Annotated in this window: 21 protein-coding genes and 1 pseudogene; 5 read left to right on the top strand and 17 right to left on the bottom strand. The window is 68.7% G+C overall.

Annotated elements, in window-relative coordinates; translation table 11 throughout:
• Positions 1-230: 230 nt before the first annotated feature.
• From LWF15_RS38095 to LWF15_RS09470, 3 genes and pseudogenes are all read right to left on the bottom strand, one after another.
• A pseudogene (locus tag LWF15_RS38095) lies at positions 231-629 on the bottom strand (PIN domain-containing protein); the annotation flags it as partial.
• Positions 626-850 carry a hypothetical protein gene (locus tag LWF15_RS09475; protein WP_232810050.1) on the bottom strand — a complete coding sequence of 75 codons (225 nt, stop codon included), beginning with the start codon at positions 848-850 and terminating at the stop codon, positions 626-628. The pseudogene LWF15_RS38095 and the gene LWF15_RS09475, both read right to left, overlap by 4 nt.
• A gap of 145 nt (positions 851-995) precedes the next feature.
• Positions 996-1148 (bottom strand): hypothetical protein, encoded by a 153-nt coding sequence (locus LWF15_RS09470; protein WP_232810049.1) that lies wholly within the window; start codon positions 1146-1148, stop codon positions 996-998.
• A gap of 167 nt (positions 1149-1315) precedes the next feature.
• Between LWF15_RS09470 and LWF15_RS09465 the strand changes: the two genes are divergently transcribed.
• A complete protein-coding gene (locus LWF15_RS09465; RefSeq protein ID WP_232810048.1) occupies positions 1316-1618 on the top strand; it encodes a hypothetical protein in 303 nt (100 codons plus the stop codon).
• Positions 1619-1694: 76 nt separating this feature from the next.
• Here LWF15_RS09465 and LWF15_RS09460 read toward each other — a convergent pair whose 3' ends face one another.
• From LWF15_RS09460 to LWF15_RS09450, 3 genes are all read right to left on the bottom strand, one after another.
• Positions 1695-3215, bottom strand: coding sequence for a leucine-rich repeat domain-containing protein (locus tag LWF15_RS09460; RefSeq protein WP_232810047.1), 1521 nt, complete (start codon positions 3213-3215; stop codon positions 1695-1697).
• 112 nt (positions 3216-3327) lie between these two features.
• On the bottom strand, positions 3328-4122 hold the full coding sequence (locus LWF15_RS09455) for a GNAT family N-acetyltransferase (RefSeq protein ID WP_232810046.1): 795 nt from the start codon (positions 4120-4122) through the stop codon (positions 3328-3330).
• Between the two features lie 69 nt (positions 4123-4191).
• Positions 4192-4464: a hypothetical protein gene (locus LWF15_RS09450; RefSeq protein WP_232810045.1), complete on the bottom strand. Its 273-nt coding sequence runs from the start codon at positions 4462-4464 to the stop codon at positions 4192-4194.
• Positions 4465-4687: 223 nt separating this feature from the next.
• Here LWF15_RS09450 and LWF15_RS09445 point away from each other — a divergent pair, with 223 nt between their 5' ends.
• Positions 4688-5347: a YdcF family protein gene (locus LWF15_RS09445; RefSeq protein WP_408622949.1), complete on the top strand. Its 660-nt coding sequence runs from the start codon at positions 4688-4690 to the stop codon at positions 5345-5347.
• A 319-nt stretch (positions 5348-5666) separates the two neighbouring features.
• On the opposite strand, the gene LWF15_RS09440 is transcribed toward LWF15_RS09445, so the two are convergent.
• The 5 genes from LWF15_RS09440 to LWF15_RS09420 all read right to left on the bottom strand — a co-directional run bounded on the left by LWF15_RS09440 (position 5667) and on the right by LWF15_RS09420 (position 13201).
• A complete protein-coding gene (locus LWF15_RS09440; protein WP_232810043.1) occupies positions 5667-7883 on the bottom strand; it encodes a M6 family metallopeptidase in 2217 nt (738 codons plus the stop codon).
• A gap of 201 nt (positions 7884-8084) precedes the next feature.
• Positions 8085-8777: a GNAT family N-acetyltransferase gene (locus tag LWF15_RS37420; RefSeq protein WP_232810042.1), complete on the bottom strand. Its 693-nt coding sequence runs from the start codon at positions 8775-8777 to the stop codon at positions 8085-8087.
• 174 nt (positions 8778-8951) lie between these two features.
• Complete coding sequence (locus tag LWF15_RS09430; RefSeq protein WP_232810041.1) at positions 8952-10382, bottom strand: amidase; 1431 nt, start codon at positions 10380-10382, stop codon at positions 8952-8954.
• The gene (locus LWF15_RS09425; RefSeq protein WP_352396623.1) at positions 10360-11811 is read right to left on the bottom strand and encodes a glutamine synthetase family protein; all 1452 of its coding nucleotides are present in this window, start codon (positions 11809-11811) and stop codon (positions 10360-10362) included. Before LWF15_RS09425 ends, LWF15_RS09430 begins: the two co-directional genes overlap by 23 nt.
• A gap of 52 nt (positions 11812-11863) precedes the next feature.
• Positions 11864-13201 (bottom strand): aromatic ring-hydroxylating dioxygenase subunit alpha, encoded by a 1338-nt coding sequence (locus LWF15_RS09420; protein WP_232810039.1) that lies wholly within the window; start codon positions 13199-13201, stop codon positions 11864-11866.
• A 174-nt stretch (positions 13202-13375) separates the two neighbouring features.
• On the opposite strand from LWF15_RS09420, the gene LWF15_RS09415 reads away from it, so the two are divergent.
• Positions 13376-14092 carry a GntR family transcriptional regulator gene (locus tag LWF15_RS09415; protein ID WP_232810038.1) on the top strand — a complete coding sequence of 239 codons (717 nt, stop codon included), beginning with the start codon at positions 13376-13378 and terminating at the stop codon, positions 14090-14092.
• Positions 14093-14154: 62 nt separating this feature from the next.
• On the opposite strand, the gene LWF15_RS09410 is transcribed toward LWF15_RS09415, so the two are convergent.
• The 4 genes from LWF15_RS09410 to LWF15_RS09395 all read right to left on the bottom strand — a co-directional run bounded on the left by LWF15_RS09410 (position 14155) and on the right by LWF15_RS09395 (position 20035).
• Positions 14155-16074, bottom strand: coding sequence for a primary-amine oxidase (locus LWF15_RS09410; protein ID WP_232810037.1), 1920 nt, complete (start codon positions 16072-16074; stop codon positions 14155-14157).
• The gene (locus LWF15_RS09405) at positions 16071-17180 is read right to left on the bottom strand and encodes an FAD-dependent oxidoreductase (protein ID WP_232810036.1); all 1110 of its coding nucleotides are present in this window, start codon (positions 17178-17180) and stop codon (positions 16071-16073) included. The genes LWF15_RS09410 and LWF15_RS09405 overlap by 4 nt, the downstream gene beginning before the upstream one ends.
• A gap of 1 nt (position 17181) precedes the next feature.
• The gene (locus LWF15_RS09400) at positions 17182-18462 is read right to left on the bottom strand and encodes an aminotransferase class V-fold PLP-dependent enzyme (protein ID WP_232810035.1); all 1281 of its coding nucleotides are present in this window, start codon (positions 18460-18462) and stop codon (positions 17182-17184) included.
• Positions 18463-18568: 106 nt separating this feature from the next.
• Entirely contained in the window at positions 18569-20035 is a 1467-nt protein-coding gene (locus LWF15_RS09395; protein ID WP_232810034.1) for an aldehyde dehydrogenase family protein, read from the bottom strand.
• Positions 20036-20298: 263 nt separating this feature from the next.
• Between LWF15_RS09395 and LWF15_RS09390 the strand changes: the two genes are divergently transcribed.
• The gene (locus LWF15_RS09390; RefSeq protein ID WP_232810033.1) at positions 20299-20724 is read left to right on the top strand and encodes a hypothetical protein; all 426 of its coding nucleotides are present in this window, start codon (positions 20299-20301) and stop codon (positions 20722-20724) included.
• Positions 20725-20814: 90 nt separating this feature from the next.
• Here the strand turns inward: LWF15_RS09390 and LWF15_RS09385 are convergent, their stop codons facing one another.
• Together LWF15_RS09385 and LWF15_RS09380 are read right to left on the bottom strand one after the other, a co-directional pair.
• Positions 20815-21711: a calcium-binding protein gene (locus tag LWF15_RS09385; protein WP_232810032.1), complete on the bottom strand. Its 897-nt coding sequence runs from the start codon at positions 21709-21711 to the stop codon at positions 20815-20817.
• Between the two features lie 174 nt (positions 21712-21885).
• A complete protein-coding gene (locus LWF15_RS09380) occupies positions 21886-22770 on the bottom strand; it encodes a sulfotransferase family protein (RefSeq protein WP_232810031.1) in 885 nt (294 codons plus the stop codon).
• Between the two features lie 217 nt (positions 22771-22987).
• Between LWF15_RS09380 and LWF15_RS09375 the strand changes: the two genes are divergently transcribed.
• The gene (locus LWF15_RS09375) at positions 22988-24457 is read left to right on the top strand and encodes a flavin-containing monooxygenase (protein WP_232810030.1); all 1470 of its coding nucleotides are present in this window, start codon (positions 22988-22990) and stop codon (positions 24455-24457) included.

The following is a 24457-nucleotide window of genomic DNA, read 5'->3' as shown; positions in this document are numbered from 1 at the left end:
CGGGCCCCAGGCCCCACCGATCTCGTCCTGCGAACGGAACCGCCCCCCGCGCCAGGTTCAGATGTTCCCAAGGACCGCGGACCTGCCCCTGTGGGCACTGGGCACCCTGAAGGACTGATCTCCAGGCGGTGGGCCGAGGTCCTGGTCGATGACGACCACGGGAGCAAATCACGCTCCGCCGGATCTGGGGCAGGACTGATTGACTGCTTACAGACGATTCGTCGCGGATGAACGGCCACCACGTCCACCAGCTCTTCACAGCCTTTGAAGTCGTCCGGATTGGCCGTGTACAGGGCCAATTCAACACTGGCCGCCGGGGCCGCAATCATCAGGTCCGAGGATCGCTTGCGCGGTCCACGTCCAGTCGCACGAACGGCTGCGCAGAGTTGGCCGTAGAGCCGGGCGGCTGCCTGATCATACGGGAGCGGATCAAAAGTCGCCTCCACATGCTGCAATACAGCTACCCGTCTGGCCCGTTTCGCCGGATCGTCGGTGGCATGCGGACCGAACGACAACTCCCCCAATGTCACCGCCGTAATCAGAATCAGGTCAGGCAGTTCCGCAGGATCGTAGAGCTTCAGGGCAGCAATGATGTTGGTATCGACGACCGCAGACTCGTGCACAGTCACAGGCCTGTCCCCTCGTACGGATCGTCCAGGTCCTGACCGACGACGCGGTCCAGATCGGCTCGCAGTTCATCAGCGTCTACCGCAGGGGCGGTAGCAAAGACAGCGAAGACCTCTTCCTTGGGAACCGCCCGGCGCCGCCGGATCGGAACCATTCTGGCCAGCGGCTCACCGTTGAGGGTCAGCGTGTAGGCATGGCCCTGCCGAAGGTCGCGCGTGATCATGCCCGAGTCCGCCACGAACTGGCGGACGCTGACATGCGTCGGCTGCTCCCTTGGAATGGCTATGACCAAATCTTACCTCGCCGTACCACGGCGTGGTACGGCGAGGACTCGGGTGCGCCGGCCCGCCCTTCGGTGACCTCAGCCCTCACAACCACTGATACAGGCAGAGGACCACATTCGCGGCACACGCGAGTTCGAGGATCAGAAGAACAGGAACGAGATCACCGGAGACCGCCGTATCCGCCTGGAGATCCCTCTGTCCCAGATCTTCGGCCAAGATCATCAGCGCCACATTCACGGAATACGACGCTCCGGCTCCAAGACCAGACCGACCGGGGATCCACCCGACAGCCTTCCACCAATCATCTCTGATTTCACAGACGGTACGATGTTCGCGTTCTTCCGAAAGGCAGAAGACGGCGAGTACAAGCTCCGCACCATGTATCCGAAACCCAAGGACGAAACATGAGCACCGACCCGGACATCGCCACCTTCCTTGAATATTCAGGCCGCATGATGAATGTCAACGATCTCTTCGCCAACTGGGAGGAGGAGTTCGTGGACGACATGGCAGCCCTGCGCATCGACTCCATCAAAGAGAGTTTCCGACGAGGTTTCGCGAAGAGTCTCGGCGGGCAGATCACCCCTCGTGACTATGAAAAGGCGACAGACTGGGAGTTCGAAAGCCCTGAAGAGCTTCATGACCATTTGAAAGCCCTCTGGGCCAAGTTCTACGGCGATGCGGACCCCGCCGAGAGCCTCAACTGATGACGCAGAGAATCGAGAGCGGCAGCTAACTTCCAAGCTGGCCGTGCCGGCTCGACCTTGCGAGCCCGAACCCCGCTCAGGCCAGGCCGCCGACGTAGATGCCCTGGTCACGCAGCTCGTCCATACCGCGCAGGGCGTTCGGGTCGCTGCCTTCCAGATCGACGCCGAGAAGGGCGGGCAGGTCGCGAAGTGGGGTCAGGTCGGTGACCGGGTTCCCGCCGACCCACAGTTCGTCCAGCTTCGGCAGGTCGGCGAGCGGGGCCAGGTCGCCGATCCGGTTGTCGGAGACATTCAGCATGGTCAGGGCGGGCAGTTCGGTGAACGAGGCCAGGTCCTCGATCTGGTTCCGGCGCAGGGTGAGGCGGTCGAGAACAGGGCTGCCGCTGAGGGGCTCGATGACGGTGATCTGGTTGTCGCCCAGGTCGAGTTCGGTCAGGTTGGGCAGGTCGCCCAGTGGGGAAATGTCGGCGATCCGGTTGCCGGACAGGCCCACGGCGTAGAGATCGGCGAGGTGGGCGAGCGGGGCCAGGTCGGTGATCTGATTGCCGGATGCGCCGAATTCTCGAAGAGTGGTCAGAGCGGCCAGCGGCGCGAGGTCGGTCACCTGGTTGTTGGTGATCTGGACGCTGGTCAGGCCGGGAGTGCGGGCCAAGGGGCTCAGGTCGCTGATCCGGTTGGTGGGTACTGCCAGGCTGGCCAGGTTGGGCAGGTGCTCCAGGCCGATCAGAGACTGGATCTGCCCGCCGCCGTTCAGGTCCCCGTTACAGGTGAGCGCGAAGACGCTGTCGAGCTCGCGGCTGGACGTGGCCTGCTCGGCGTTCGAGAGCCCGACGGTGGTGGCCACGCAGGCCGCCAGGGCAGGATCGGGAAAGAGGTCGGCCAGTTTGGTTCGGCTGGCCAGACGGTCGTAGGCCCAGATGCCGGCCCCGGACAGTAGGGCGACAACCAGAAGGACGGCGGGGAGGCGGGTGCCCAGGCGGGGCAGCGCTGGGGCGGAGACAGCTGGAGCGGGCATCACTGCGGCGGCCGGCAGCAGGAGCGCGGCGCAGGCGGTAAGGGCTGCGGCCAAGACGATCCACCACTGGACGGAGCCACCGATGTAAGACAAGCTCTGGACCGAAAAGGCGAGCAGGGCAACGGCATAGAGCAAGGTAAGAGCGGCGCCTCCAGCCGTGGCGAGGCTTGCGATCAACCGGTCGCCGGAGAAGCGGGCCACGCCGGCCAACAGGAGCACGACGCCGAGGGCGGCCAGGGCCAGCGGGGCCATCACCACGGCGGCGTTCGTCGCCACCTGGGTCATCGGAAAGTCCATGCTCAGCAGATGAAGCGCGTCGGTCTTCCAGGCTTTCCAGGTGCCGTAGGTCATGGCAATCAGGCCCACCACCACCGCCGGGCCGCCCCCGACGACCGGTGCCTGGATACGCGAAAAGGTCACTGCCGCAGGTGCACTACCGAAGGCCACGAGCAGGACCAGAGGCAAGGTGGGAGCCTGGTGAGTGTGCCGGAGCAGAAGCGCCGTGGCCAGTGCGGCCAGGCTCAGCAGGACACTCACGCTCAGGAGCCAGCTGGTTCCCGACGGCGTCCGAGAGATCGACATGCGAGGAATCCTGCCGTAACCGACAACCGCGACGATTCCTCCCCGAGTACCGATGTGGCGGTACCTCAGGGGGAGAGGCACTCAGACCAAAGGACCTGTCGAAGCAGCGACATCAAACTGGTTCCGGGCGTGCAAGTCTCACCTGGTGTTCTATGTCCTCGAATCCCAGCCGCCGGTACAGCTCAATTGCGTGATAGGCCGGGTCCGCCACAATGACCAGCTTCGAGGCACCCCGGTCGGTGAGCCCCCACCTGCCCAGTCGCTGAACCAGCGCGGAGGCCAGGCCTTGGCGGCGAAAGGCCGGATGAGTCTCCACACTCTGAAACCGGGCAAGCCCGCTGTCGTCGGTGAACAAGCCAGCTCCGCAACGCATGACACCGTCGACGAAGGCGCCGAACCAGACCCCGTGACCGGCCTCGACAACGGCCCGGTACTCCCGCGCCCGGGTCTGGGCGCGTTTCGGGAGGCGTGGGTCGGGCGCCCCCTCATGCAGGGACAGACGCAGTTCGACCGACTGGGCCCAGTCCTCATCGCTGTGTAGAGGCCGAATTTCAAACAGAGGACGTTTGTGGGCCCTCCTCGGTAGGTCGGTGGCCGTCAGGACCGTATCGACCTGGATGTCGAACCCGAGCGCGGTCAGGCCCTCGGCGTCTTCGACCGCGCCGTCCACACTGTCCAGGCCGAGGGCCACATGGCGAGCAGAGGGAAACTCGCGAGCGAACTCAGCGATCCACCCCTGCCACTCTCCGGCAGGCGGCGCCGAGCGCAGAAGCAGATAGTTGCCCCACCAGAAGTGGGGGTTGGACGGGGTACGAATGACCAGATGAGAACCCCGGTCAACAGTCTCCGAGCCCCCAAAGCCGTGAATCATCAGGTCGGTCCGGTACCCGAGCGAGGCTACGTCCACCGGGCTGAGGATAACGACCGGGCCCGGCCTTTCACCACGGATATTGCCTTTCGGCAGGCATTGAGCGGCCTAGAGAACGCCCATGTGCCTCAACGCCGTGGCCAGGACGACCAGGGCAACGAGGAGAGCCCCCGTTCGGATAAGGCTGCGTGGCTCCTGCCGAGCCCGACCAGGTCCGACGAACACGCCGACCATTGCGCCAATCACCAGTATCGGCAGGCCCATCACCAGCAGCGGTGCATACAAGTCCTCGCTGCCTCCGTTCGAAGCAGCGAGCACTCCCATCAGCAGCGCCACCACAAGCAGCCCGGCCAGGCTGCCCAAAGCAAACGAGCGCATCACCGACCGTCCCCCTCCTTCCCACCCCACCTGGTCCATTCATCCGCCTCGCCGCTAGGGGAAGCTTTTCAAACTCAGCGACCCCCATCCTCGCCATACTGTCCTCCAGTCGACGCGCATTCACCAGTGAGCGCACTAATGAGCGTCTGGCGTCAGCGCATTCCGGTCAAGGCAAGAACGAACGCGAGGTGCCCCAGTGATTCAGGAAAATGTTGGACGCCCTTCGATGACGGCGATGGGCTGGCCCACCAGCATTCGGGCAGCGGTCCGGGTGCTCTGGGACTACCACGACCTGCATCACACACCGGAACCAACGGACGTCGGTGTCGGCCTGGGTAGCCACGACCTCGGCGTAGCGACCTGCGCAGCTCAGCTCCACCTCGGCGGTACGTTCCCACTGATCGTCTTCACCGGGGCGAACGCCCCGACCACGATCGAGCGCTTCCCGAGAGGCGAGGCCGTTCACTACCGCGAACACGCTCTTTCTCTTGGCGTTTCGGAACGGGCCCTACTCGTCGAACCGAATGCCCGGAACACCGGGGAGAACATCACGTTCACCCGAGACCTGCTCCGCAGCAGCGGCATCGAGCCCCAGTCGGTCACACTTGTCTCACGGCCGTATCAGCAACGCCGGGCCTACGCGACCTGCCGAAAGCTCTGGCCAGAAGTCGAGACGGTCCGCTGCGCCTCGCTTGCCCTCACGCTGGACGACTACATCGCCGGCATCGGAGACGCCGAACGTGTGGTGAACATGCTCGTGGGCGACACCCAGCGGATCAAACTGTACGCAGACAAGGGTTTTGCCATTCCCCAGCCGATGCCCGACGAAGTGTGCGACGCCTTCCATCAGCTGACAGCCGCCGGCTTCACCTCCCGACTCGTCTGAGCAGTGGAAGTGAGTGCCCGGCTCCGCCGCCGACCTGGCCTGTGATCGGTCAGTTGCCAGAGACGTCCTCGGGTAGCTTCAGCCGCCGAACTACGAGCAACATGAGGGCCACGACGATCGCTACTGCCACACCCCAGAAGATCTGCCCGATCAATCTGCGCCCGACCTCGCACCCAGCTCTCGGGTCCAACGAGAACGCGATCGGGCTCAAAGGAACTGGGCGAGGGCGGCGAGCCCGAAGCAGCACCAGGCTTCCAAAGCGCAGGTGCCCGCCGTCACCGTGGACGGCGGGCACCTGTACTGAGGGGCGATCAGGCGATCAGCTGGTGCTGCCACCCGGCTGCACGACACCGTTCACGGTGAGCGTGTAGGGGGCGTACTGCTGCACCTGCTCGGTGGGCTCGTCGTAGGCCACGATCGCCACGACCTGGTCGTAGCCCCTGAGCTTCTTCAGCTGCTTGCTCTTGCTGCCCAGGTCCAGGGCGGACTTGCCGTCGAAGGTGACCTGGACGGCCTGGTGCTTCTTGGCGTCCAGGCCGACCAGCCGCACGTTCCAGTTGTGCACGGCGATCGGCACGATCTCGGTGGGCGAGTCGAACGGCGCCAGGCTGGAGCCGTCGCTGACCACCGCGCCGCCGACCGTCAGGTCGTCGATCAGCAGGCCGCCCTCGTTGACCCCGCCGTCACTGACGTAACGGATGTTGATCAGGATCTTCTTGCCGGCGTAGGCCGAGAGGTCGTACTCCTGGGCCTCGAAGCCGGTGGTGGTGCCGTTCAGGCCCGGGCCGAGCGGGCCGTCCGGGACGGTGTGGTTGCCGGGGATGGGCGCGCTGTACGTCTTGCCGCCGTCGGTGGAGACGCTGACGTAGCCGTAGTCGTACGTCGCCTCGGCGCCGTACTTGGCCAGGAACTTCAGGGTCGGGTCGGCGGTGGGCACGGTGACCTCGGTGACCAGGCCGGCGTCGGTGTTGCTCTCGTTGCCGGAGAACAGCACCGGGTTGCCCGCGCGGTCCGGGTCGTCGCTCTTGACCGTCCAGGCCAGCGGCAGGGGCGGCAGGGTCTTGGCGCCGCTGAACTTCAGCGTCTTCAGGTCCTTCCCGCGGATCGCCTTGCCCTTCTTCTGCACCGGCACGAAGTCGGCGCCGTTCGGGGCCGCGCCCGGTTCGGCGTACGACTGCGGGTTGGCCAGGTTCACCGAGGTGTTCAGGCTCTTGCTGGTGACCTTGGACTTCGAGACGCCGGAGATCTTCGACTTCTTCGACTTGTCCAGGAACGCGTCCAGCAGGGTGGCGGACTGGAAGTCGTGCAGGACGTCGTACACGTCCTTCACGCCCTCGCCCTTCAGTTCGGCCGCCACGCTGGCCAGCCCCTGGAGCTTGCCGTCGTTGTGCAGCGCGGTGATGAAGTCCAGGCCGTAACGGTCCTGCAGGAACAGCATCAGCGCGAACGCGTGCCCGTAGTCGGCCAGCACCGCGTTCGGGTTGTCGGCGTCCTCGCCCCAGAGGTTCAGCGAGTTCTGGGCGCCGCCGCAGTCGCGCGGGTTGGGGTTGAACCTGGTCTGCACCGTGCCGTAGCCCTGGTGGCAGATCAGGTGGTTGTCGAAACCGGCCTGGTTCACGGTGGCCTTGGTGTCGGCGTAACCGGTCAGCGCGATGGCGATGTCGGACAGGCCCTCGTTGACCCAGGTGACCTCGTTCGGGTCGGTGTAGTACTGCAGCAGGTGCTGCCACTCGTGCCCGAAAACGCCTTCGTACAACCACGGACGAGCGGGGCGGCTCGTGCACGGGTCGTCGGTGGCCGCGTCGGCCGGGTTCGCGGTGGTGCGATGCGTCCAGTCGAACGCATCGATCGTCATCACGTTCCGGTCGAAGAGCTCGTTCAGGTACGAGGAGAAGAAGCCGGCGGTGTAGGTCTGCACGGCCGGGAAGTCGTAGTAGTTGTCATCACGCACGTTGTCGACCAGCGTGACGGTCTTCTCGCCGCCACCGGTGTAGACGCCGCCGTTGCCGTTCGCGTCCGGCCCCAGCACGGCCTTGCTGCCGTCACGGTCGGGCGGGGTGCTGAAGGCCGCGGTCTCCTTCGGGTACATGTTGGTGTCGAACTGGTTGATCAGCCCGGCCACCTGCGCCTCGGTGACCGTGGTGCTGCCCTCGACGGCGTTGCGGCAGTCGCCCTCGGGGAAGGCGATGTCGTTGGCGACCCAGACCTCGATGTGCTCGCCCACGCCGCGCAGGGTGAAGTCCTTGCGGTAGTAGCCTTCCCGGTCGTCCGAGGCGACCCACTGCCGCACCGTGCCGACCTCGGGGGTGGGCGCGGCGGCGGCCGACTTCTTCAGCTTCGTCTTGTCGGCCTGGTAGGTCGAGGGCACCTTGACGGCCTTGCCGTCGACCAGGCGCGGGGCCCGGCTGCCCAGGCTGATGTCGGACTCGGCGACGCTGGGTTCGTCCGCCGCCATGGCGGCGGAAGGAAGAACGACCGTGCTCAGGGGTAGGGCGATGGCGAGGCCGATTGTGGCCGCCAGTCGTTTCCGGACCATCAAGTCTCCCTGGGGGTGGGCGGAGGTCGATGCACGGGCGACGACTGGGACGCACAGACTCGACGGCGCAGACGTCAACCCCGACAGAAGTTGGTGGCTCCGCCGAGGTCGTACTGAAGGTAGCCAAGGCGGCACAAAATGTCAGTAGTTCGGCCGGAACGATCTGTCGAGGGCGATATCACCCGGTATGCGCCTTGCCGATCAGGCGCCGGGCGGTCGCTGCAGCAGCACCTGATGCTCGACGTCCTCGAATCCGAGGGCCCGGTAGAGGCCGAGCGCGTGGTAGTCCGGGTCGGCGATGATGACCAGACGCGACGCGCCGAGCTGGTCCAGCCCCCAGACCCCCAGTTCGTGCACCAGGGCAGAGGCCAGGCCCCGACGGCGGAAGTCCGGATGAGTTTCCACGTTCTGGAAACGGGCCACCCCGCCGCCGTCGCTGAACAGCCCGGCCCCGCATCGCATTTGCCCATCGACGAAGGCACCGAACCAGGCGCCGTGGCCGGCCGCCACCAAGGCTCGGAACTCCTCGGTCTTCGCCGCCGCAAAGTCTTCCAGCACAGCGTCTTCACCCGAAGCCAGACGCAGGCGGGTGATCTGGTGCCAGTCCTCGTCCATGCGCAACGGACGGATCTCGGCGTCGACCGGTCGGACCGGCGTGCGGAGCGAACTCGCCGCGAGCACGGTGTCGACCAGGACGTCCAGGCCCAGATCGGCCAGACCGCCTGCGTCTTCGACCATCCCGTCAGCCGTGTCCAGGCCGAGGGCGACATGATCGGCCTCGGGGAACTCGCGCTGGAACTCGGCCACCCAGCCCGGCCACTCCCCCGCTGCAGGACGCTCGCGCAGCAGCAGGAAATTGCCCCACCAATAGACGGGGTTGGCCGGAGTACGCACCACTAGGTGAGAACCGCGGTCAGAGACCTGCGAGCCACCCAGTCGGCGCAACATCAGATCGGTTCGGTATCCGAGCGAGGCAACCTGCACCACCCCAGCCTAGGGGCCTTTGAATTATGGACGTCGGTGACCGCCCAAGGTGCCGATCGGCACCTTGGGTGCTCACCGACGTCTTCAATCGAGAACTACTGGGCGGCGGGCGAAGACGTCGGCGAACTCGCGCTCCCAGCCCAGGCCGAAGGCCAGCAGTTCCTGCTCGCCCCGATGACGGCCGACGATCTGCATGCCCACCGGCAGCCCCTGGGGAGTGAAACCGGCGGGGACGGCGAGCACGGGCATCGCGGTGGCGGTGATGCGACTGCAGGAGCGCATCCAGGTGTGGTAGCGCTCCATCGACACTCCGGCAACCGAACTGGGGTATTCGGTGCTCGCCGGGAACGGCGGGAGCTGGACGGTCGGCGCGATCAGCACGTCGAAGCGGGCCAGCAGGTCCTGCAGCCGGCGGAACAGTTCGGTGCGCAGGCTCAGGGCCCGGTTGATCTGCTGCGGGGTGAGCTCGCGACCCCAGGAAACATCCTGCTTGACGGTCGCTTTGACCAGATCCGCGTGGGCCTCGACGTCTGCGGTGCGACCGTCGAGGAAGCTCAGGGCCCGCAGCGTCTCGAAAACCTCGTCGGCGCCGGACAGATCCGGTTCCAGGTCGGTGACTTCGGCGCCCGCAGCGACCAGGCGCTCGCGCGTGGCTTCGGCAACGGCCAGCACCTCGGGCTCGAACGGCAGCCCACCGACGGTGTGGCTGAACGCGATGCGGGTGCCGGCCAGCGAGCGCGGCCCGATCGCGGTGAACACCGAGCCGGGCTCGTCGATGGACAAGGGGGTGTGGGGGTCGGGGCCGGCGATCGCCGAGAGCAGCAGGGCGGCGTCACCCACCGAGCGCCCCATCGGCCCGAGCACTCCGGCCGGGTCCCAGGCGTTTCCGGGGCCGGGCGACGGCACCCGGCCCGCGCTGGGCCGCAGACCGACCACGTTGTTGAACGAGGCCGGGTTACGCAGACTGCCCCCAAGGTCGGAACCGTCGGCAAGGGCGACCATGCCGCAGGCCAGCGCGGCCGCTGCTCCCCCGCTGCTGCCTCCGGCCGAGCGGTCGGTGGCGTAGGGGTTCAGCGTGGCGCCGAAGACCTCGTTGAAAGTGTGCGACCCCGCGCCGAACTCCGGGACGTTGCTCTTGCCCACCACGATCGCGCCGGCCGCCCGCATCCGCTGCACGATCAGTGCGTCCTGCTCGGGCACGTGGCCGGCGTAGATCCGCGAGCCGTAGGTGGTGCGGATCCCCGCCGTGTCGACCACGTCCTTGACCGCCACCGGCAACCCGTGGAGCAGGCCCAGCGGCTCACCCGACTGCCGCCGGGCGTCCGCCGCGGCCGCCTCGGCCAGTGCCTGCTCGGGGACCAGGGTGACCAGGGCGTTGACGGTGGGGTTGACCGCGGCGATGCGTTCCAGGTGGGCGGTGAGCACTTCGACCGCGCTCACCTGACCGGTGTGCAGCAGGGCGGCGAGCTCGGTGGCCGGCCGGTCGAGGAAGTCAGAACATCCCGAGGTACTCACGCTGCTCCCAGTCCGAGACGTGCATCAGGTAGCGGTCGAACTCCGCGCGCTTGATCGCGCAGTACCACCTGATCACATCCGGGCCGAAAGCGTCAGTGAAGGCCTTGTCCTCTTCCAGTGCATCGACGGCCTCGGCGAGCGAGCGGGGCAGCCGCTGGGCGTCGGTCTCGTAGGGGTTCTCGGTGGGGGCGCGCAGTTCCAGCCGGCGGTCGAGCCCGTCCAGGCCGCTGACCAACTGGGAAGCGATGTAGAGGTACGGATTGGCGGTGGGCTCGCCGGACCGGTTCTCGAGGCGGGTGGCGGGGTCTGCGGGGCCACCGACGGCGCGCACCATCGCGCCCTTGTTGTCCTGCCCCCAGGCCACTCGGTCCGGAGCCAGGGAGTAGGGCTGGTAGCGCTTGTACCCGTTGACCGTGGGCGTGCTGAACGCGGCGGCGGCGCGGGCGTGGGTGAGCAGGCCCTCCAGGTAGTGCTGCGCGGTCGTGGAGAGCGGGGCGTCCGGCGCAACGAACACTGGTTCGCCCGAGACGGCGGAGGTCAGGGACTGGTGCAGATGCCAGCCGGTGGAAGCGGTCTCGGCCCCCTGTGGGCGGGACATGAAGGTGGCCTCGTAGCCCAGCCGGCGGGCGATCTGCCGTACTGCGCTGCGGCACAGCACCACTGCGTCGGCCGTGACCGCCGCGTCGGCCGCGTCCATGGTGATCTCCAGCTGGCTCGGGCCGAACTCCAGCTCGATCGAGCGCAGCGGCAGGTCCAGGGCGGTCAGGCCGCGGTAGAGGGCCTGGACCAGGTCGTCGAAACCGTCCAGAGCCTCTTCGTGCAGCAGCTGCGAGCCGGGGCTGGTCGGGAGAACCTCCCGGGCCTGGCCCGGTGCTCCTGGACGCCCGACCTGCGAAGCGTCGAAACCACCGGCGCGGAAGACGTGGAACTCCAGTTCGGCGCCCACCGTCATCCGGTACCCGCGCATCTCCAGGGCATCGAGCTGTTTGCGCAGCAGGTCGCGGGTGCTGAAGGCGACCTCCGACCCGTCCGGGAACCTCAGGTCGCACAGGATCCAGCCGGAGCGCCCGGCCCAGGGCAGCACCCGGAACGTGGTCGGGTCGGGCACCAGCACGATGTCCCCGGCCCCGGCCAGCTGCGCGACGCCGAGCCCGGCGTCGGCGCTGAACACGGGGAACACCGACTTGCCGGAGGTGTCCTTGAGCAGCAGCGAGCTCGGCGCGGTGAGGCCCGAGCGCATGGCGGCCGCCACGCCGGAGCGGGTGACGGTCTTGCCGCGCAGCAGGCCGTGCTGGTCGACGAAGGCGAACCGGACCATGTCCAGGCCGATCTCGTCGATCACCCGGCGCATCTGGGCCGAGGCGGCGTACTGCGCGTCGGTCCACAGATCGTGCCGGTCGACGAAACCGCCGCGGTCCTTGGCCAGCATCGGGCGGGCGCCCTGACCCTCCCCGGCCTCGGCCACGTCCCGCTCGTCGTGGTTACGCATCGGTGTTCACCTCGGAGGGCACGGCGGTGCGGGCCCAGGGCGAGGCCTGGCGGCGTTCGTCCTCGCGTGCCACCCAGTGCTCCTGCCAGTTCTCGTTCGCGGCAATGGTGTCCACGGCGAGCGGCCCGGTGTAGGTGGCGGCCTCGGTCTCGTCGAGCGGGTGGGCCGGGATCCGCCCGCCCGCGGCGAACGCGTCGATCGCCTTCAGCAGCATCCGCCGGTTGGCGGTGACCGCCCGGTCGGAGACGCCGAGCCGCTCGACCGTGCGGTCCTGGATCGGACCCATGCTCTCCACCGCCCACTGGTCGTGGACGTTGATGTCCAGGCCCATCCCGGTGTAGGTCACGTTCTTCTGCTCGACCGGGTCGAAACCCCAGTTGTTGGAGCGGTTCCGCAGCGGCCGGTAGTCGGGCAGGCTGACCTCGGCCAGGCGCTGCTGCAGCAGCGTCTCCTTGTCGGTGGTCTCGGCGAAGTCGTACCAGATCATGTACCAGTAGTGGTTGTGGTCGTCGATCGGCACGTGCCACTGGGTGAAGACCTTGGTGGTGCCGAACGGGACCACGAACGCGTTCGGGAACAGCAGGTTGGTGACCCGGACGTGCTTGACCGCCTCGGTGAGCTGGCGCACGGCGAAGACCCGCAGGCCGTGATCGGCGCTCTCCACCTCGATGTCCGGGCGGAAGTTGTCGCCGACCAGCTTGGACAGCTTCTGGCCGGTGCCCTCGACCTCCTCGCTGAACTGCTGGCCGTAGGTCTCGCGCGGGTCCTCGTCGATGAACCGGTGCAGGAAGGAGACGTGGCTGGGGTCGATGCCGCCCTCCACCCCCTGCAGCCAGTTGCACTCCCACAGGCCCTTGAAGGCGAAGGTGTACTCGTCCGGCGCGGCGAAGCAGTCGTAGTCGGGGAAGGGCGGCGGGTCACCGGCGCCGAGGTAGGCGAAGATGATGCCGTTCTTCTCCACGCAGGGGTAGCTGGCGATCCGGATCTTCTCGGTGAACCGGCTGTGCTCGGGTTCGGCCGGCTGCTCCAGGCAGCGGCCGTCGGCCCCGTAGAGCCAGCCGTGGTAGAGGCAGCGCAGGCCTCCGTCCTCGAGCCGCCCGTAGGACAGGTCCACGCCGCGGTGGGCGCAGAACCGGCTGATCAGCCCCCAGCCCTTGGGCTTGCGGAAGAGCACCAGGTCCTCGCCGAACAACCGGACCGCCTTGACCGGCTTCTCCTCGGACATCTCCGAGACCAGCGCCGCCGGCTGCCAGTAGGCCCGCATCAGACCACCCAGCGGGGTGCCGGGGCCGGTCCGGGTCAGCTTCTCGTTGTCCTCGCGCCTGAGCACCGACACACCTCCGGTCGTTCGCCAAGAATGGATCCCAACGTAGCATCAGTGGATCCCAAAATGGTTGGTTGATAGCCACGCAGTTGCAGATCGGGTCCATCGCCGGATTTCTGCTAGCGTTTTCGGTCTTGACCTGCGCCTGCCCGGGCGCGCCTTGAGGGGAGAACGACAGGCATGGCGGCAGCCGATCCGGCCGGGGCGGAAAAGACGGGAAACGCGCTTGTCGACGACGTCGCGGCCCGCATCCGCGAGCGCATCATGTCGGGCCAGATCCCGATCGGCGCCCAGTTGCGCCAGGCCGAACTGGCCTCCGACTTCGGCGTCAGCCGCACCCCGGTGCGCGAGGCCCTGCGCCAGCTGCAGAGCGGCGGGCTGATCGAGGTGCTGCCCAATCGCGGTGCAGTGGTGCGGGTTCCGGCCCCCTGGGAGGTGCGCGAGGCCTACGAGGTGCGGGCCGAGCTGGAGGCCCTGGCGGCCACCCGTGCGGTCAGCCGGATCACCGAGGCCGAACTGGCCGAGCTGCGGCAGGCCAACCAGGAGATGTACGACCACTCCTCTGCGCTGAGCCGGGGCGAGGAGCCCGCCTCGTCGGGCCGCCCGGCCAACGACGTGTTCCACACCCTGATCCTGTCCATCGCCGCGAACGCCCGCCTGGCCAAGGCGGTCAACGACATCAACGAGACGTTCCCGCGCAACGTCTCGGCCCAGCTGATCGTGAACGACGCCCGGCACCGGGACGAGAACTTCCGCGAGCACGAGCGGATCGTGGCCGCGCTGGCCGAGGGCGACCTGGCCACGGCCGGCCGGGAGATGCGCGAGCACGTGATCAAGGCGGGCGAGCACCTGGCGCACTGGTACGAGCGCCGCTCCTCCACGGTCTTCCGGGGCTGAAGACCTGCACTGCCGGATCCGTCAGAAGGGTTCTCCCGGAACCCTTCTGACGGCCGGAGGCCTCAGTGGCCGGAGCAGCAGGAGCCGGAGGACTCGCTGTGGGCGCTCATCGGCGCCGGTAGGTCGAGCGAGGGGTTGCGGTCGAAGAAACCGTCCGGCTCCAGCCGCATCCCGATCCGGTGCACCGGCATGATCGGCCACTCCTCCGGGCGCGGGGTGTGGTGCACCCCGACCACGGGCCAGAGCACCAGTTCGGCGCCGTCCAGCGAACGGTCGGCCTGCTGCCAGACCTGCACGCCGTCGGCCCCCAGATCGGCCTGGTTCGGGTACTCCCCGACGATGAACCGCTCGCTGCCCTCGTAGGCGGTGGCCCACAGGTGCTGGGCCACGAACGGCGCCTTGCGCTCGACGATGCTGCCCGGCTTGGCGTACAGCCGCGCGGTGTTCTGGATCGAGACCCGGTAGGCGGTCTTGTCACCGAACCGGTTTCGTGTGTCGTCGCTTTCGATCAACCAGTGGACGGCAGTGGCCGGGTTGGCCCGGCGGGCGGCGGCTTTCTCGGTGAGCAGTGGGGTACGAACCGTCTTGCAGGCGTTGCCGTAGGGGTTGAGCTCCTCGTCCTCCTCGATCTCGGAGTGCACCTCGTACAGCCGGTTCACCGGGCCGTCCACCCCCATGTCCAGCCGCAGGCCGAAATAGTGCTGGTGGTTGGGGGCCTGGACGTTCGGGGCGACCATCCGGCCGTAGGGCGGGGTGGCCCCGTCGGCGATGCCGGAGACCGACATCACGCCGGTCAGCTTGATCTCCAGCTCGATCATGCCGTCCTGGTGGAACGACCAGTAGAAGCCGTAGTCGTAGTTGGCCACGGTGGCGAAGAACGAGACCACCAGACGCCGGGCCCGGCGCACGTCGGCCTCCCCGGTGCGGGTGTTCACGTGCTTCCAGAGGATCGAGTGGTCCTCCTCGTGCAGGCAGACCGCGTTCTTGATGGTCCGGGCCTCGCCGTGCCCGTTCAGCACCGCCGCGTCGAAGTACCGGATCTCGCCCAGGCAGTCGCAACCCAGCTCGAGCGAGGCGGTCAGCGGGCCGGCGCCGTACTCGCCCCAGTCGAAGAAGTTCTTGCGGTAGGCCGTCGGGTCGGGATCCAGGTAGGGCACGTACATCTCGTTGATCGCGGCGCGCTTCATCACCGGGCGGACGGTGCCGTGGTCGTTGTAGGTGATGTCGTGCAGGACCATGCCCTCCCGGTGGGTGAAGCCGATCCGGAACGACCAGTTCTGCCAAGTCACCTCCTGCCCGTCGATACCGAAACCGGGCCCCTGGGGCTGGATGATCTCCAGCGGCGCCACCTCGCGGTCGGAACCCCAGGTGCCGGAGCGGTAGTTGCCGGTCTCCGAAGCCATCGGCACCACGCCGTGGTCCTCGATCGCGATGACCTTCAGCGTCTCCAGGTCGATGATCGGCACCAGCCCGGAGACCGGCCGGGCGTAACCGTTGTCGTCGGCCGTCTCGCGGTGCCAGACGGTGCCCCAGGAGAGCCTGCGGTCCTCGTAGCCCGCGGGCTCGAAACCGGTGATCGACTCGGGGTCGACCCAGACCAGTGAGACGTCGGTGATGCCCCGCTTGGCCAGCGCGTCCTTCAGCCCCTGGTCCTCACGGCAGGCGGCGGCCACCAGCCGGGCCTCCTCGCTGGAGACCCCCGGGCGCTTGGCGTCGACCGGACGCCAGCTGACTAGCGCGGCCTCTCGATCGGAACCCGCGGTCCAGGCGGCGATCTCCCAGGCGGCGTGCGCGTCCGGGTTCATCACCACGGTGCGCACCGGCCGCCCCTGCCCCGGAGCCAGCGCCCGGGCCAGGGCCTCGTCCACCGCGATCCCCCAGAACCGGGGCCGCTCGCCGATCCGCTCGTCGGCGCGGACCAGGGCGATCACGCCGGCGATCTCTTCCTCGGTCAGCGGGTCGTTCCAGTGGGTGTCACTCACGTCTGATCCTCCTGCTGGGTGGTGAGGCGGCGCTGAACGCCGATGAAGTCCAGTTCGGGGCGGGGTCTTTCCTGGACCAGGTCGGCCACCGCCTCGCCGAGGGCCGGGCCGAACTTGAAGCCGTGCCCGGAACAGGCGGCCGCGACGGTGACGGCCGGGGCCCAGGGCAGCGGGCCGAGCACGAACCGCCGGTCGGCGGTCATCGTGTACAGGCAGGCGACGGCCTCCACCACCTCGGCCCGGATGCCCGGCACGTACTGCTGCATCAGGCCGGTCAGCCCGGCGATCTCGTCGGCCGTGGGCGGGGTGGCGGGCACCGTCGGGTCCCAGACCGGGCCCAGGTCCACACCGGCCTTGAACCCGTTGCCGTCGGCGTCGGGGATGCCGAAGACCAGACCCTCCGGGCGGTCGACCGAGAAACAGCCGAGCTGCGGCACCTGGCCGGGCTCCTGCCCGGGGGCCAGCGTGACGGTGACGATGCGCCAGACCTCGAACAGGTGGGCGAGCTCGGGCACCAGGTGCCCGGCCCAGGCTCCGGCGCTGAGCACCAGCTTGCGACAGGTGATCTCGCGCTGATCGGTGGTGACGATGCACCGCTCGCTCTCCTGGCGCCAGCTCAGCACCGTCTCACCGAACACCAGTTCGGCCCCGGCGGCCCGGGCCCCGGCGCGAGCGACCTCCAGCCCACGGGCGGCCTCGAGCACTCCGGCGGACGGGTCGTGGACGGCGCGATATCCGCTGGGTGGCTGGAACCCGGGCATCAGGCGGGCCATTTCGGCGTGGTCCTCGACCAGCCGGCAGCCCGGACCCTGCATGGTGGTGGACTCGCGGAACGTGTAAAGACCACCCGTCCGGTGGAGCAGCTCCTCACCGGACGCCGCCGACCAGCGGGCCCAGCCGTCGAATGCGCGCTCGACGAACGGGTTCCAGACCGGGTTGGGGTAGGCGCGGCGGATCATCCGGGTGCGACCGTGCGAGGAACCCCGGGAGTGGCCCTCGCCGAACTGCTCCAGGCCGAGCACGTCCACGCCGCGCAGGGCGAGCTCGTAGGCGGCGGCGGAGCCGTGCACGCCGAGGCCGGCGACCAGGACTTCGACGTCGGTCACCTCAGACCGCCCTCGCCTCGGCCGAATCCGCGATCCCGGCCACGGCCTCGACCAGCGCAGCGGTGTCCGTCTCGTCGTTGTACACGTGCAGTGAGGCCCGCACCACCGCGTCCACGCCGCGGGCCCCCAGGTCCCACTGGGCGTGCGAGGCGGGTACCGACACCGTGCGCAGGCCGTGCTGGGCCAGGAGCTCGTTGACCCGGCGGGCGGGCAGGCCCTCGACGGTGAAGGTGATGATGGCCGAGGGCGAGGACGGCGGGTCCTGCACGGTGACCCCGGGGACCACCACGAGCGCCTCCCGCACCGCGGCGGCGGTCTGCACCAGATGGGTCTCGATCTGCCCGGTCCCCAGGGCCAGGGCCTCGCCCAGCGCGACCCCGAGGCCGATCCGGCCGGCGATCGAGGCTTCCCAGGTCTCGAACCGGCGGGCGCTGTCCTTCAGCTCCCAGTCCCGGGCCGACGTCCAGACCGCCCCCCGCACGTCGGGCGCCGTGGGGGCGAGGGAACCGGCGATCTCCCGGCCGATGAAGGCGAATCCGGTGCCGCGCGGGGCGCGCAGGAACTTCCGGCCGGTGGTGACCATCGCGTCGCAGCCGATCGCCGCCACGTCGAGGTGCACCTGCCCGACCGACTGGGTGGCGTCCAGTACGTACCGGGCTCCGTGCCGCCGGGCCAGCGCGCCGATCTCGGTGACCGGCTCGACCAGGCCGGACGAGGTCGGGATGTGCGCCACGCAGACGATGGCCGGGCCGCCGCCGGCCAGCTCGGAGTCCAAGGCCTGCAGGTCGATCGCACCGGAGGCCGAGTTCGGCACCACCACCACCTCGACGTCGTGCTCCCGGCCCAGGCTCATCAGGTGCAGGGCGTGGCTGACGTAGGTGGAGCGGCTGACCAGGAGCCGCTGCCCGGCCCCGAGCCGCAGGGCCTCGACGATCGTCCGCAGGCCGGTGCTGGCGCTGTCGAACAGGGCGATCTCGGCCGGGTCGGCCCCCACCAGCCGCGCTGCGTCCTGGTAGACCGCCTCGATCCGGTCGGCGACCTGGTGGGCCGCCTCGTACCCGCCGTGCCGCTCCTCCAGCCGCAGGTGGTCGACCACCGCCTGCACCACGCTCTGGCTGGGCAGGGCCGAACCGGCGGCGTTGAAGTGGTGGGCGACGGTGGCCCCGGGCGTACGGGCCCGTTCATGAGCCACGTCGATGGCCGCACCTGCGTGCCGACCGCCGCCCGCACCGCTGGTCAGCAGTGGCACCGCGGCCGGGGCCGCATCGAGAGAGCTCTCCACACCATCCGCCTTTGATCGCAATTTCGGATCCGAAAGTAACATGATTGGATCCATCAACTCCAGAGATTCCGGTCCCGGTCTGCCCGCGCCAGCTGATCGGCCCGGTTCAGTAGGCGACCACGACGGCCTTGGTCTCGGTGTAGCCGAGCAGCGCCTCGTCACCCAGGTCGCGCCCGATGCCGGAGTCCTTCAGCCCGCCGAAGCCGAGGGCCGGGTCGAAGACGTTGTAGGTGTTCACCCAGATCGTCCCGGCCTCGACGGCCGCGGCGACCCGGTGCGCGCGCCCCAGGTCGCGGGTCCAGACCCCGCCCGCCAGGCCGTAGTTCGAGTCGTTGGCCACGGCCACCGCCTCGTCCTCGTCATCGAACCCGAGCACCCCCACCACCGGCCCGAAGATCTCTTCCCGGGCGATCACCATGTCGTTGCGCACCCCGGTGAACAGCGTGGGCTCGACGTAGTAGCCGGCCCCCTCCGGCGCACCACCCCCGTGCACCAGCTCCGCCCCGTCGGCCCGGCCCTTCTCGATGTAGCCGAGCACCTGGCTGCGCTGTTCGGCCGAGACCAGCGGGCCGACCGAGACCCCACCGGCCAGACCGTCGCCCATCGGCACCTTCGCCACCGCGGCAGCCAGCCGGGCCGTCATCTCTGGCAGGATCGAGTTCTGCACCAGCAGACGGCTTCCCGCGGTACACATCTGCCCGGAGTGGCCGAACGAGGCCCGCATCGCGGTGGTCACGGCGGCGTCCAGATCAGCGTCGGCGAACACGATGTTGGCGCTCTTGCCGCCCAGCTCCAGGGTGACCCGCTTGAACGTCCCGGCCGCGGAGCGCCCCACCAGCCGGCCCACCGCGGTGCTTCCGGTGAAGCTGACCTTGGCCACCAGCGGGTGCTCGACCATCGCGGCGCCGACCCGGCCGTCACCGGTGAGCACGCTGACCACACCGTCCGGCACCCCGGCCTCGCGCATGATCGCGGCCAGCCGGAGCATGGTCAGCGGAGTCTGCTCGGCCGGCTTGACCACGATCGAGCAGCCCGCGGCCAGCGCCGGGGCGATCTTGAAGGCGCCGGTCATGATCGGGAAGTTCCAGGGCAGGATCAGCGCGGCCACCCCGACCGGGTTCAGCGTGGTGTAGACGTGGTGCCCGTCGCCGATCGGCACGGTGGCCCCGGCCAGGCGCGAGGGCGCCCCCGCGTAGTGCCGGAAAGTTCTGGCCGCGCTGGCCGTGTCGGCCCGCGAGCGCTCGATCGGCTTGCCGTTGTCCCGGGTCTCGAGGATCGCCAGCGCCTCCAGGTCGGCCTCGATCAGATCGGCGATCCGGTGCAGGACCCGGCTGCGCTCGAGCGGGGCCAGACCGGTCCAGGCGCGGTCGGCCAGGGCCTGGCGCCCGGCCCGCACGGCGGCGTCCACGTCGGCGGTGGTGGCCTGCGGCACCTGGGTGAGGCGCTCCTCGGTGGCCGGGTCGAGAACGTCGAACAGCTCACGTCCCTCCCCCTCGGCCTGCCACTGCCCGGCCAGGAAGAACGGGCTTACCTCAGGCAGGGCGGGCAGACCTTCGCGCAGCTCGGAAGACAAGGCTTCTCCTCGATCGGGTTCGCACGGCCGACGGAACAGCTCCTCCATCGCCATCTCGACTGGATCCTAACAGTTTCACTTTGGATCCATAGGGGTGCGACGGAGATCACCGGCCGGCCGATCCGGGCCGGTCGACGCAATGCGGTCAGAGGGCACACAAACGCATAGTGATCTTGTCGGCGCGGATCGTAGAGTTGCTGAGGCGGTGCGGACATCCCGCAGTAAGGGACGCCCCGACATCACTGAGCAGATGGACCAGACCAATGATCATCGTGCTGATCCTGACCGCCCTGGCCCTGGCCGCGGCTCTGGCCGCGTTCCGGCGGCGGGAGCCCGGGCGGCGCGAAGTCCTGCGTGGGCTCGCCGCCCCGTTCGCCACCGTGCCCCCGCCCCCGGAGCCGGATCCGTTCGAGGCCCTGCGGCTGCAGTTGCGCCTGCACGCCCTGGCCGACGAGATCAACCGGCTGCACTGGGACGAGTCGATCTTCGCGCGGGCCGCCCGCCTGGAGGCCAGCGCGGCGGCCTACGACGCCCTGCTGGGCCGCGCCTGCCGGCTGGCCGGGGTGCCCGAGACCGGCGAAAGCACCTGCCCCACCGGCTTTGCCACCCCTCCGCCGCAGCGCCTGGCCGGGCGCGACCTGCGCGCCCGCCGCGAACTGCTGCTGGCCGAACGCGGCTGGTCCTGGTGAGCCGGCCCGCCGCAGAACCGGTGAAGCCCCCGGTGCGGCGGCCAGTTCCGGCCACGGCACCGAGGGCTCCCTCGGACTCAGCTGTTCAGCTCACTGCTTGACCACGTTCTTGCCCGGGCCGCCCCGCAGGACGTCGGCGCCCGGACCGCCGTACAGCTTGTCGTTGCCGCCCTGGCCGTAGATCCAGTCGGCGCCGCCCTGGCCGTACAGCTTGTCGTTGCCGGCCCCGCCCTCGATGGTGTCCCGGCCGGCCCCGCCCCAGATCGAGTCGTTGCCCGCACCGCCGTCGAGCCAGTCGGCGGCGGCCTGGCCGTAGATCTTGTCGTTGCCCGCGCCGCCGTCGGCGCCGAGGTACTCACGGCCCAGGCGGATCGTGTCGTTGCCGTTGCCACCCTGGACCGAGGACTGGTCGCCGGCCGCACGACCGGTGGTGATCGTGTCGTTGCCGTTGCCGCCCTCGATCCGGCTGCCGTCCTTGGTGCCCTTGGACGAGTACACGTCGTTGCCGGCGCCGAGGTGGAAGACGTCGGCCTCGTAGCCGCCGCTGTTGTCGTTGACGTACTTGACCGAGTCGTTCTTGTCGCCCAGCTTGATCGTGGAGACGTAGCCCGGGCTCTGGGTGTGCTCCACCACCAGCGAGCACCGGATCAGGGTGCGGTCGGACGCCTGGGGGTAGGTGCACAGGTCGGCCGCCCCCTCGATCTCGACGCTGTCGTCGAACACCCAGGTGTACTTGCTGGTGCCGAACGGGCTGGTGTCGTTCTCCACGCCCTCGCTGCTCCGGGTGACGACCAGCTTGTTCACCTGGCCGGGGGCGGCCTGGTACCTGAGCTCGTTACCGTCGACGGTGACCGTGGCGGGCTTGGCGGCGGCCGGCTCGGCGGCCGTGGCGGAGCCGGAGAAGGCGACCGCGGCCGCCCCCGCGGCGAGGACCGACGCGGCTGCCGCCGCTCCCACGAGCACTCGGCGGTTCCTGGTCAGGGTCATGGAAGGGGATCTCCTTTGGTCACTGTCCGCGCCTGGTTTCTCTCACGACCCTCAGGTCGCACCAGAAATCCGAGCGTGGCAGATCCCGGTCCCCGGTGTGGGCGGAAACCGTGAAGGGCGGCTGACTTTGCCCTGACGAACCACCGGGGATGAACAGCGGATGAACCCGTGGGGTCAGTAACCCCAGCGCTCGACCATCGGGCGCAGTTCGACCGGCACGTCGGAGATGTCGGGGAGCGGGCGGCCGGGCTGGATCGTCCCGGTCTTGATCTTCTCCTTCCAGTCCCCGATGCCCTTCTTGAAGTCGCCGTGGTCCTTCTTGCCGTACTCCAGCATCCCCGGCTCCCACTCCAGCCCGAGGAACTCGCAGATCAGCTGGGTCTGCTTGACCGGCTCGGTGGTCAGGTCCTCGTAGCGGATGGTCAGGCCGGCCCGCTTGTTCCGGGCCTTCTCCAGGTACTCCATGTAGTTCAGGGTGTGCCGGATCGCCACCGGCACCGGCCGGTTCTCCGGGTCGCCCTCGTGCCAGGACTGGGCGATCGACCAGGGGTGGCGGATCAGGTAGATGAACTTCGCCTTGGGCCAGGCGGTGGCCAGCCGGTCGGCCACGAACACGTTGCTCGGGGTCTTCTCGACCAGCACCGACTTGCCGCTCAGGGTGAGCTCGCGGTGCAGCATGCGGTCCCACAGCAGGTGCTCGAGGTCGCGCTCGTTCAGGTCGAAGTGCTCCAGCGCCTGCTGGACCGGGGTGGTGTAGGCGATCACCTGGGTGCGGCGGAAGTGCATCTCGTGCGGCGAGTGGATCTGAGAGTGGCTGTTCAGGATGACCCGGGAGAGGGTGGAACCGGAGCGGACCGAGGACAGCAGGAACACCGGACGCTGGACCAGCCGGTCTCTGGGGTCGGAGGGGCGCCGGACCGGGATCCGCGGCTTCTCCTCCTCGACGACCTCGACCGGGGGCGGTGCCTCCTCGTCGTCCTTCACTCTGACCACGCGGAACCCGAACCGTTCTTCGAGCTCCCGGTTGACCGCTGCTACCACCTTGCGTCGCTGTGCCACGCGAGCAGAGGTTACGCAGTTTCCCTGTGGCTTGTACATGAGCACCCTGTGTCGAGACGTACTTGGTACAAATTCATCACGTACCTCGATCGAACGCCCGATTTCACCGGATGTCCAGCCGCCCGGGCCGGTCCGGGTTACGTTGCGGTGAAGCGATCTTGGGCGGGACCGGCCGCTTCGGCAGGACCGGGCGCGCCCCCTCACCGATGATGGCCGGGTGCCGGAAACCTCACGCTCAGCCACCGACCCGGAACACCTGGACGTCCTGGTCGTCGGCGCCGGGCTCTCCGGGATCGGCACGGCCTGCCACCTGGAGCGCTCGCTGCCCGGTCTGTCGTACGCCGTGCTGGAGTCGCGCGAGGTCAGCGGGGGTACCTGGGACCTCTTCCGGTATCCGGGGGTGCGCTCCGACTCGGACATGTTCAGCCTGAGCTACTCGTTCCGGCCGTGGACCAGCCCCGAGGCCATCGCCGACGGCGCCTCGGTACTGCAGTACCTGCGCGACACCGCCCAGGAGTACGGCGTCGAGGCCAGGATCAGGTACGGGCACGAGGTGGTCTCGGCGTCGTGGGCCGGTGAGCGGGCCCGCTGGTCGGTGCGGATCCGGCTGGGCGCGGGCGCCGAGCGCGTGATCAGTTGCTCCTACCTGATCCTGTGCACCGGTTACTACGACTACCAGGACCCGTACCGGCCGCCTCTGCCGGGCCAGGAACGGTTCACCGGCCGGTTGGTGCACCCTCAGCTCTGGCCCGAAGACCTGGATTGGGCCGGTGAGGACGTCGTGGTGATCGGCAGCGGGGCCACGGCCGTCTCCCTGGTGCCGGCGCTCGCCCCGGCCGCCCGCAGCACGGTGATGCTGCAGCGCTCCCCCAGCTACCTGATCTCGCTTCCCCAGCGGCACTCGTTCTCGCTGCCCCGCCTGGCCCGGTTCTCCCCCCGGCTGGCCGGACGGCTGGAGCGTCTGCGCGCGGTGAGCGTTACGACGACGTTCTGGCACCTCTGCCGCCTGGCTCCCTCCCTGGCGGCTCGATGGCTTCTGGGCCGCGTCCGTCCACTGTTGCCCGACGACTACCCCATGGAGCATTTCCGCCCCCGCTACAACCCCTGGGACCAACGACTGTGCGTGGTGCCCGACGCCGATCTGTTCACGGCGCTGCGGGCCGGAGACGCCGAGGTGGTCACCGGGGAGATCGAGACGTTCACCGAGAACGGCATCAGACTGACCAATGGACGTTTGTTGCCGGCAACGCTCGTGGTCACCGCCACTGGTTTGCGGGTCCGGTTACTGGGAGGCGTGGCGCTGGACGTGGACGGCACCCCCGTCGACCCCGCCGAAAAGGTGACCTACAAAGGAACGTTGCTCACGGACGTCCCCAATCTGGCTTTCCTGATCGGGTACGACAACGCCTCCTGGACGCTCAAGACCGAACTGTCGGCGCGTTTCGTGGTGCGGATGCTCAAACACATGCGCCGCCACGGTTACCGCACTGCCGTGGCCCAGCCGCCCCCGTCCGCCGAGCGGGTGCCCCTGCTGACCCTCACCTCGGGGTATCTCACCCGGGCCGCACAACTGGTGCCCTCCCAAGGACGACGCTGGCCCTGGCGGTTGTACTCGTCGTACGGAGTGGATGCCCTGCTACAGCGCTTTTCCCGGGTGGACGCAGAGGGGATCGAGTTCACCCGCTGA

Origin of the sequence: Kineosporia rhizophila, from assembly GCF_021277265.1 — a bacterium.
Taxonomy (GTDB): Bacteria; Actinomycetota; Actinomycetes; order Actinomycetales; family Kineosporiaceae; genus Kineosporia; species Kineosporia rhizophila.
The sequence above is the reverse complement of the archived record's forward strand: the minus strand, read 5'-3'. Positions and strand labels throughout refer to the sequence as shown.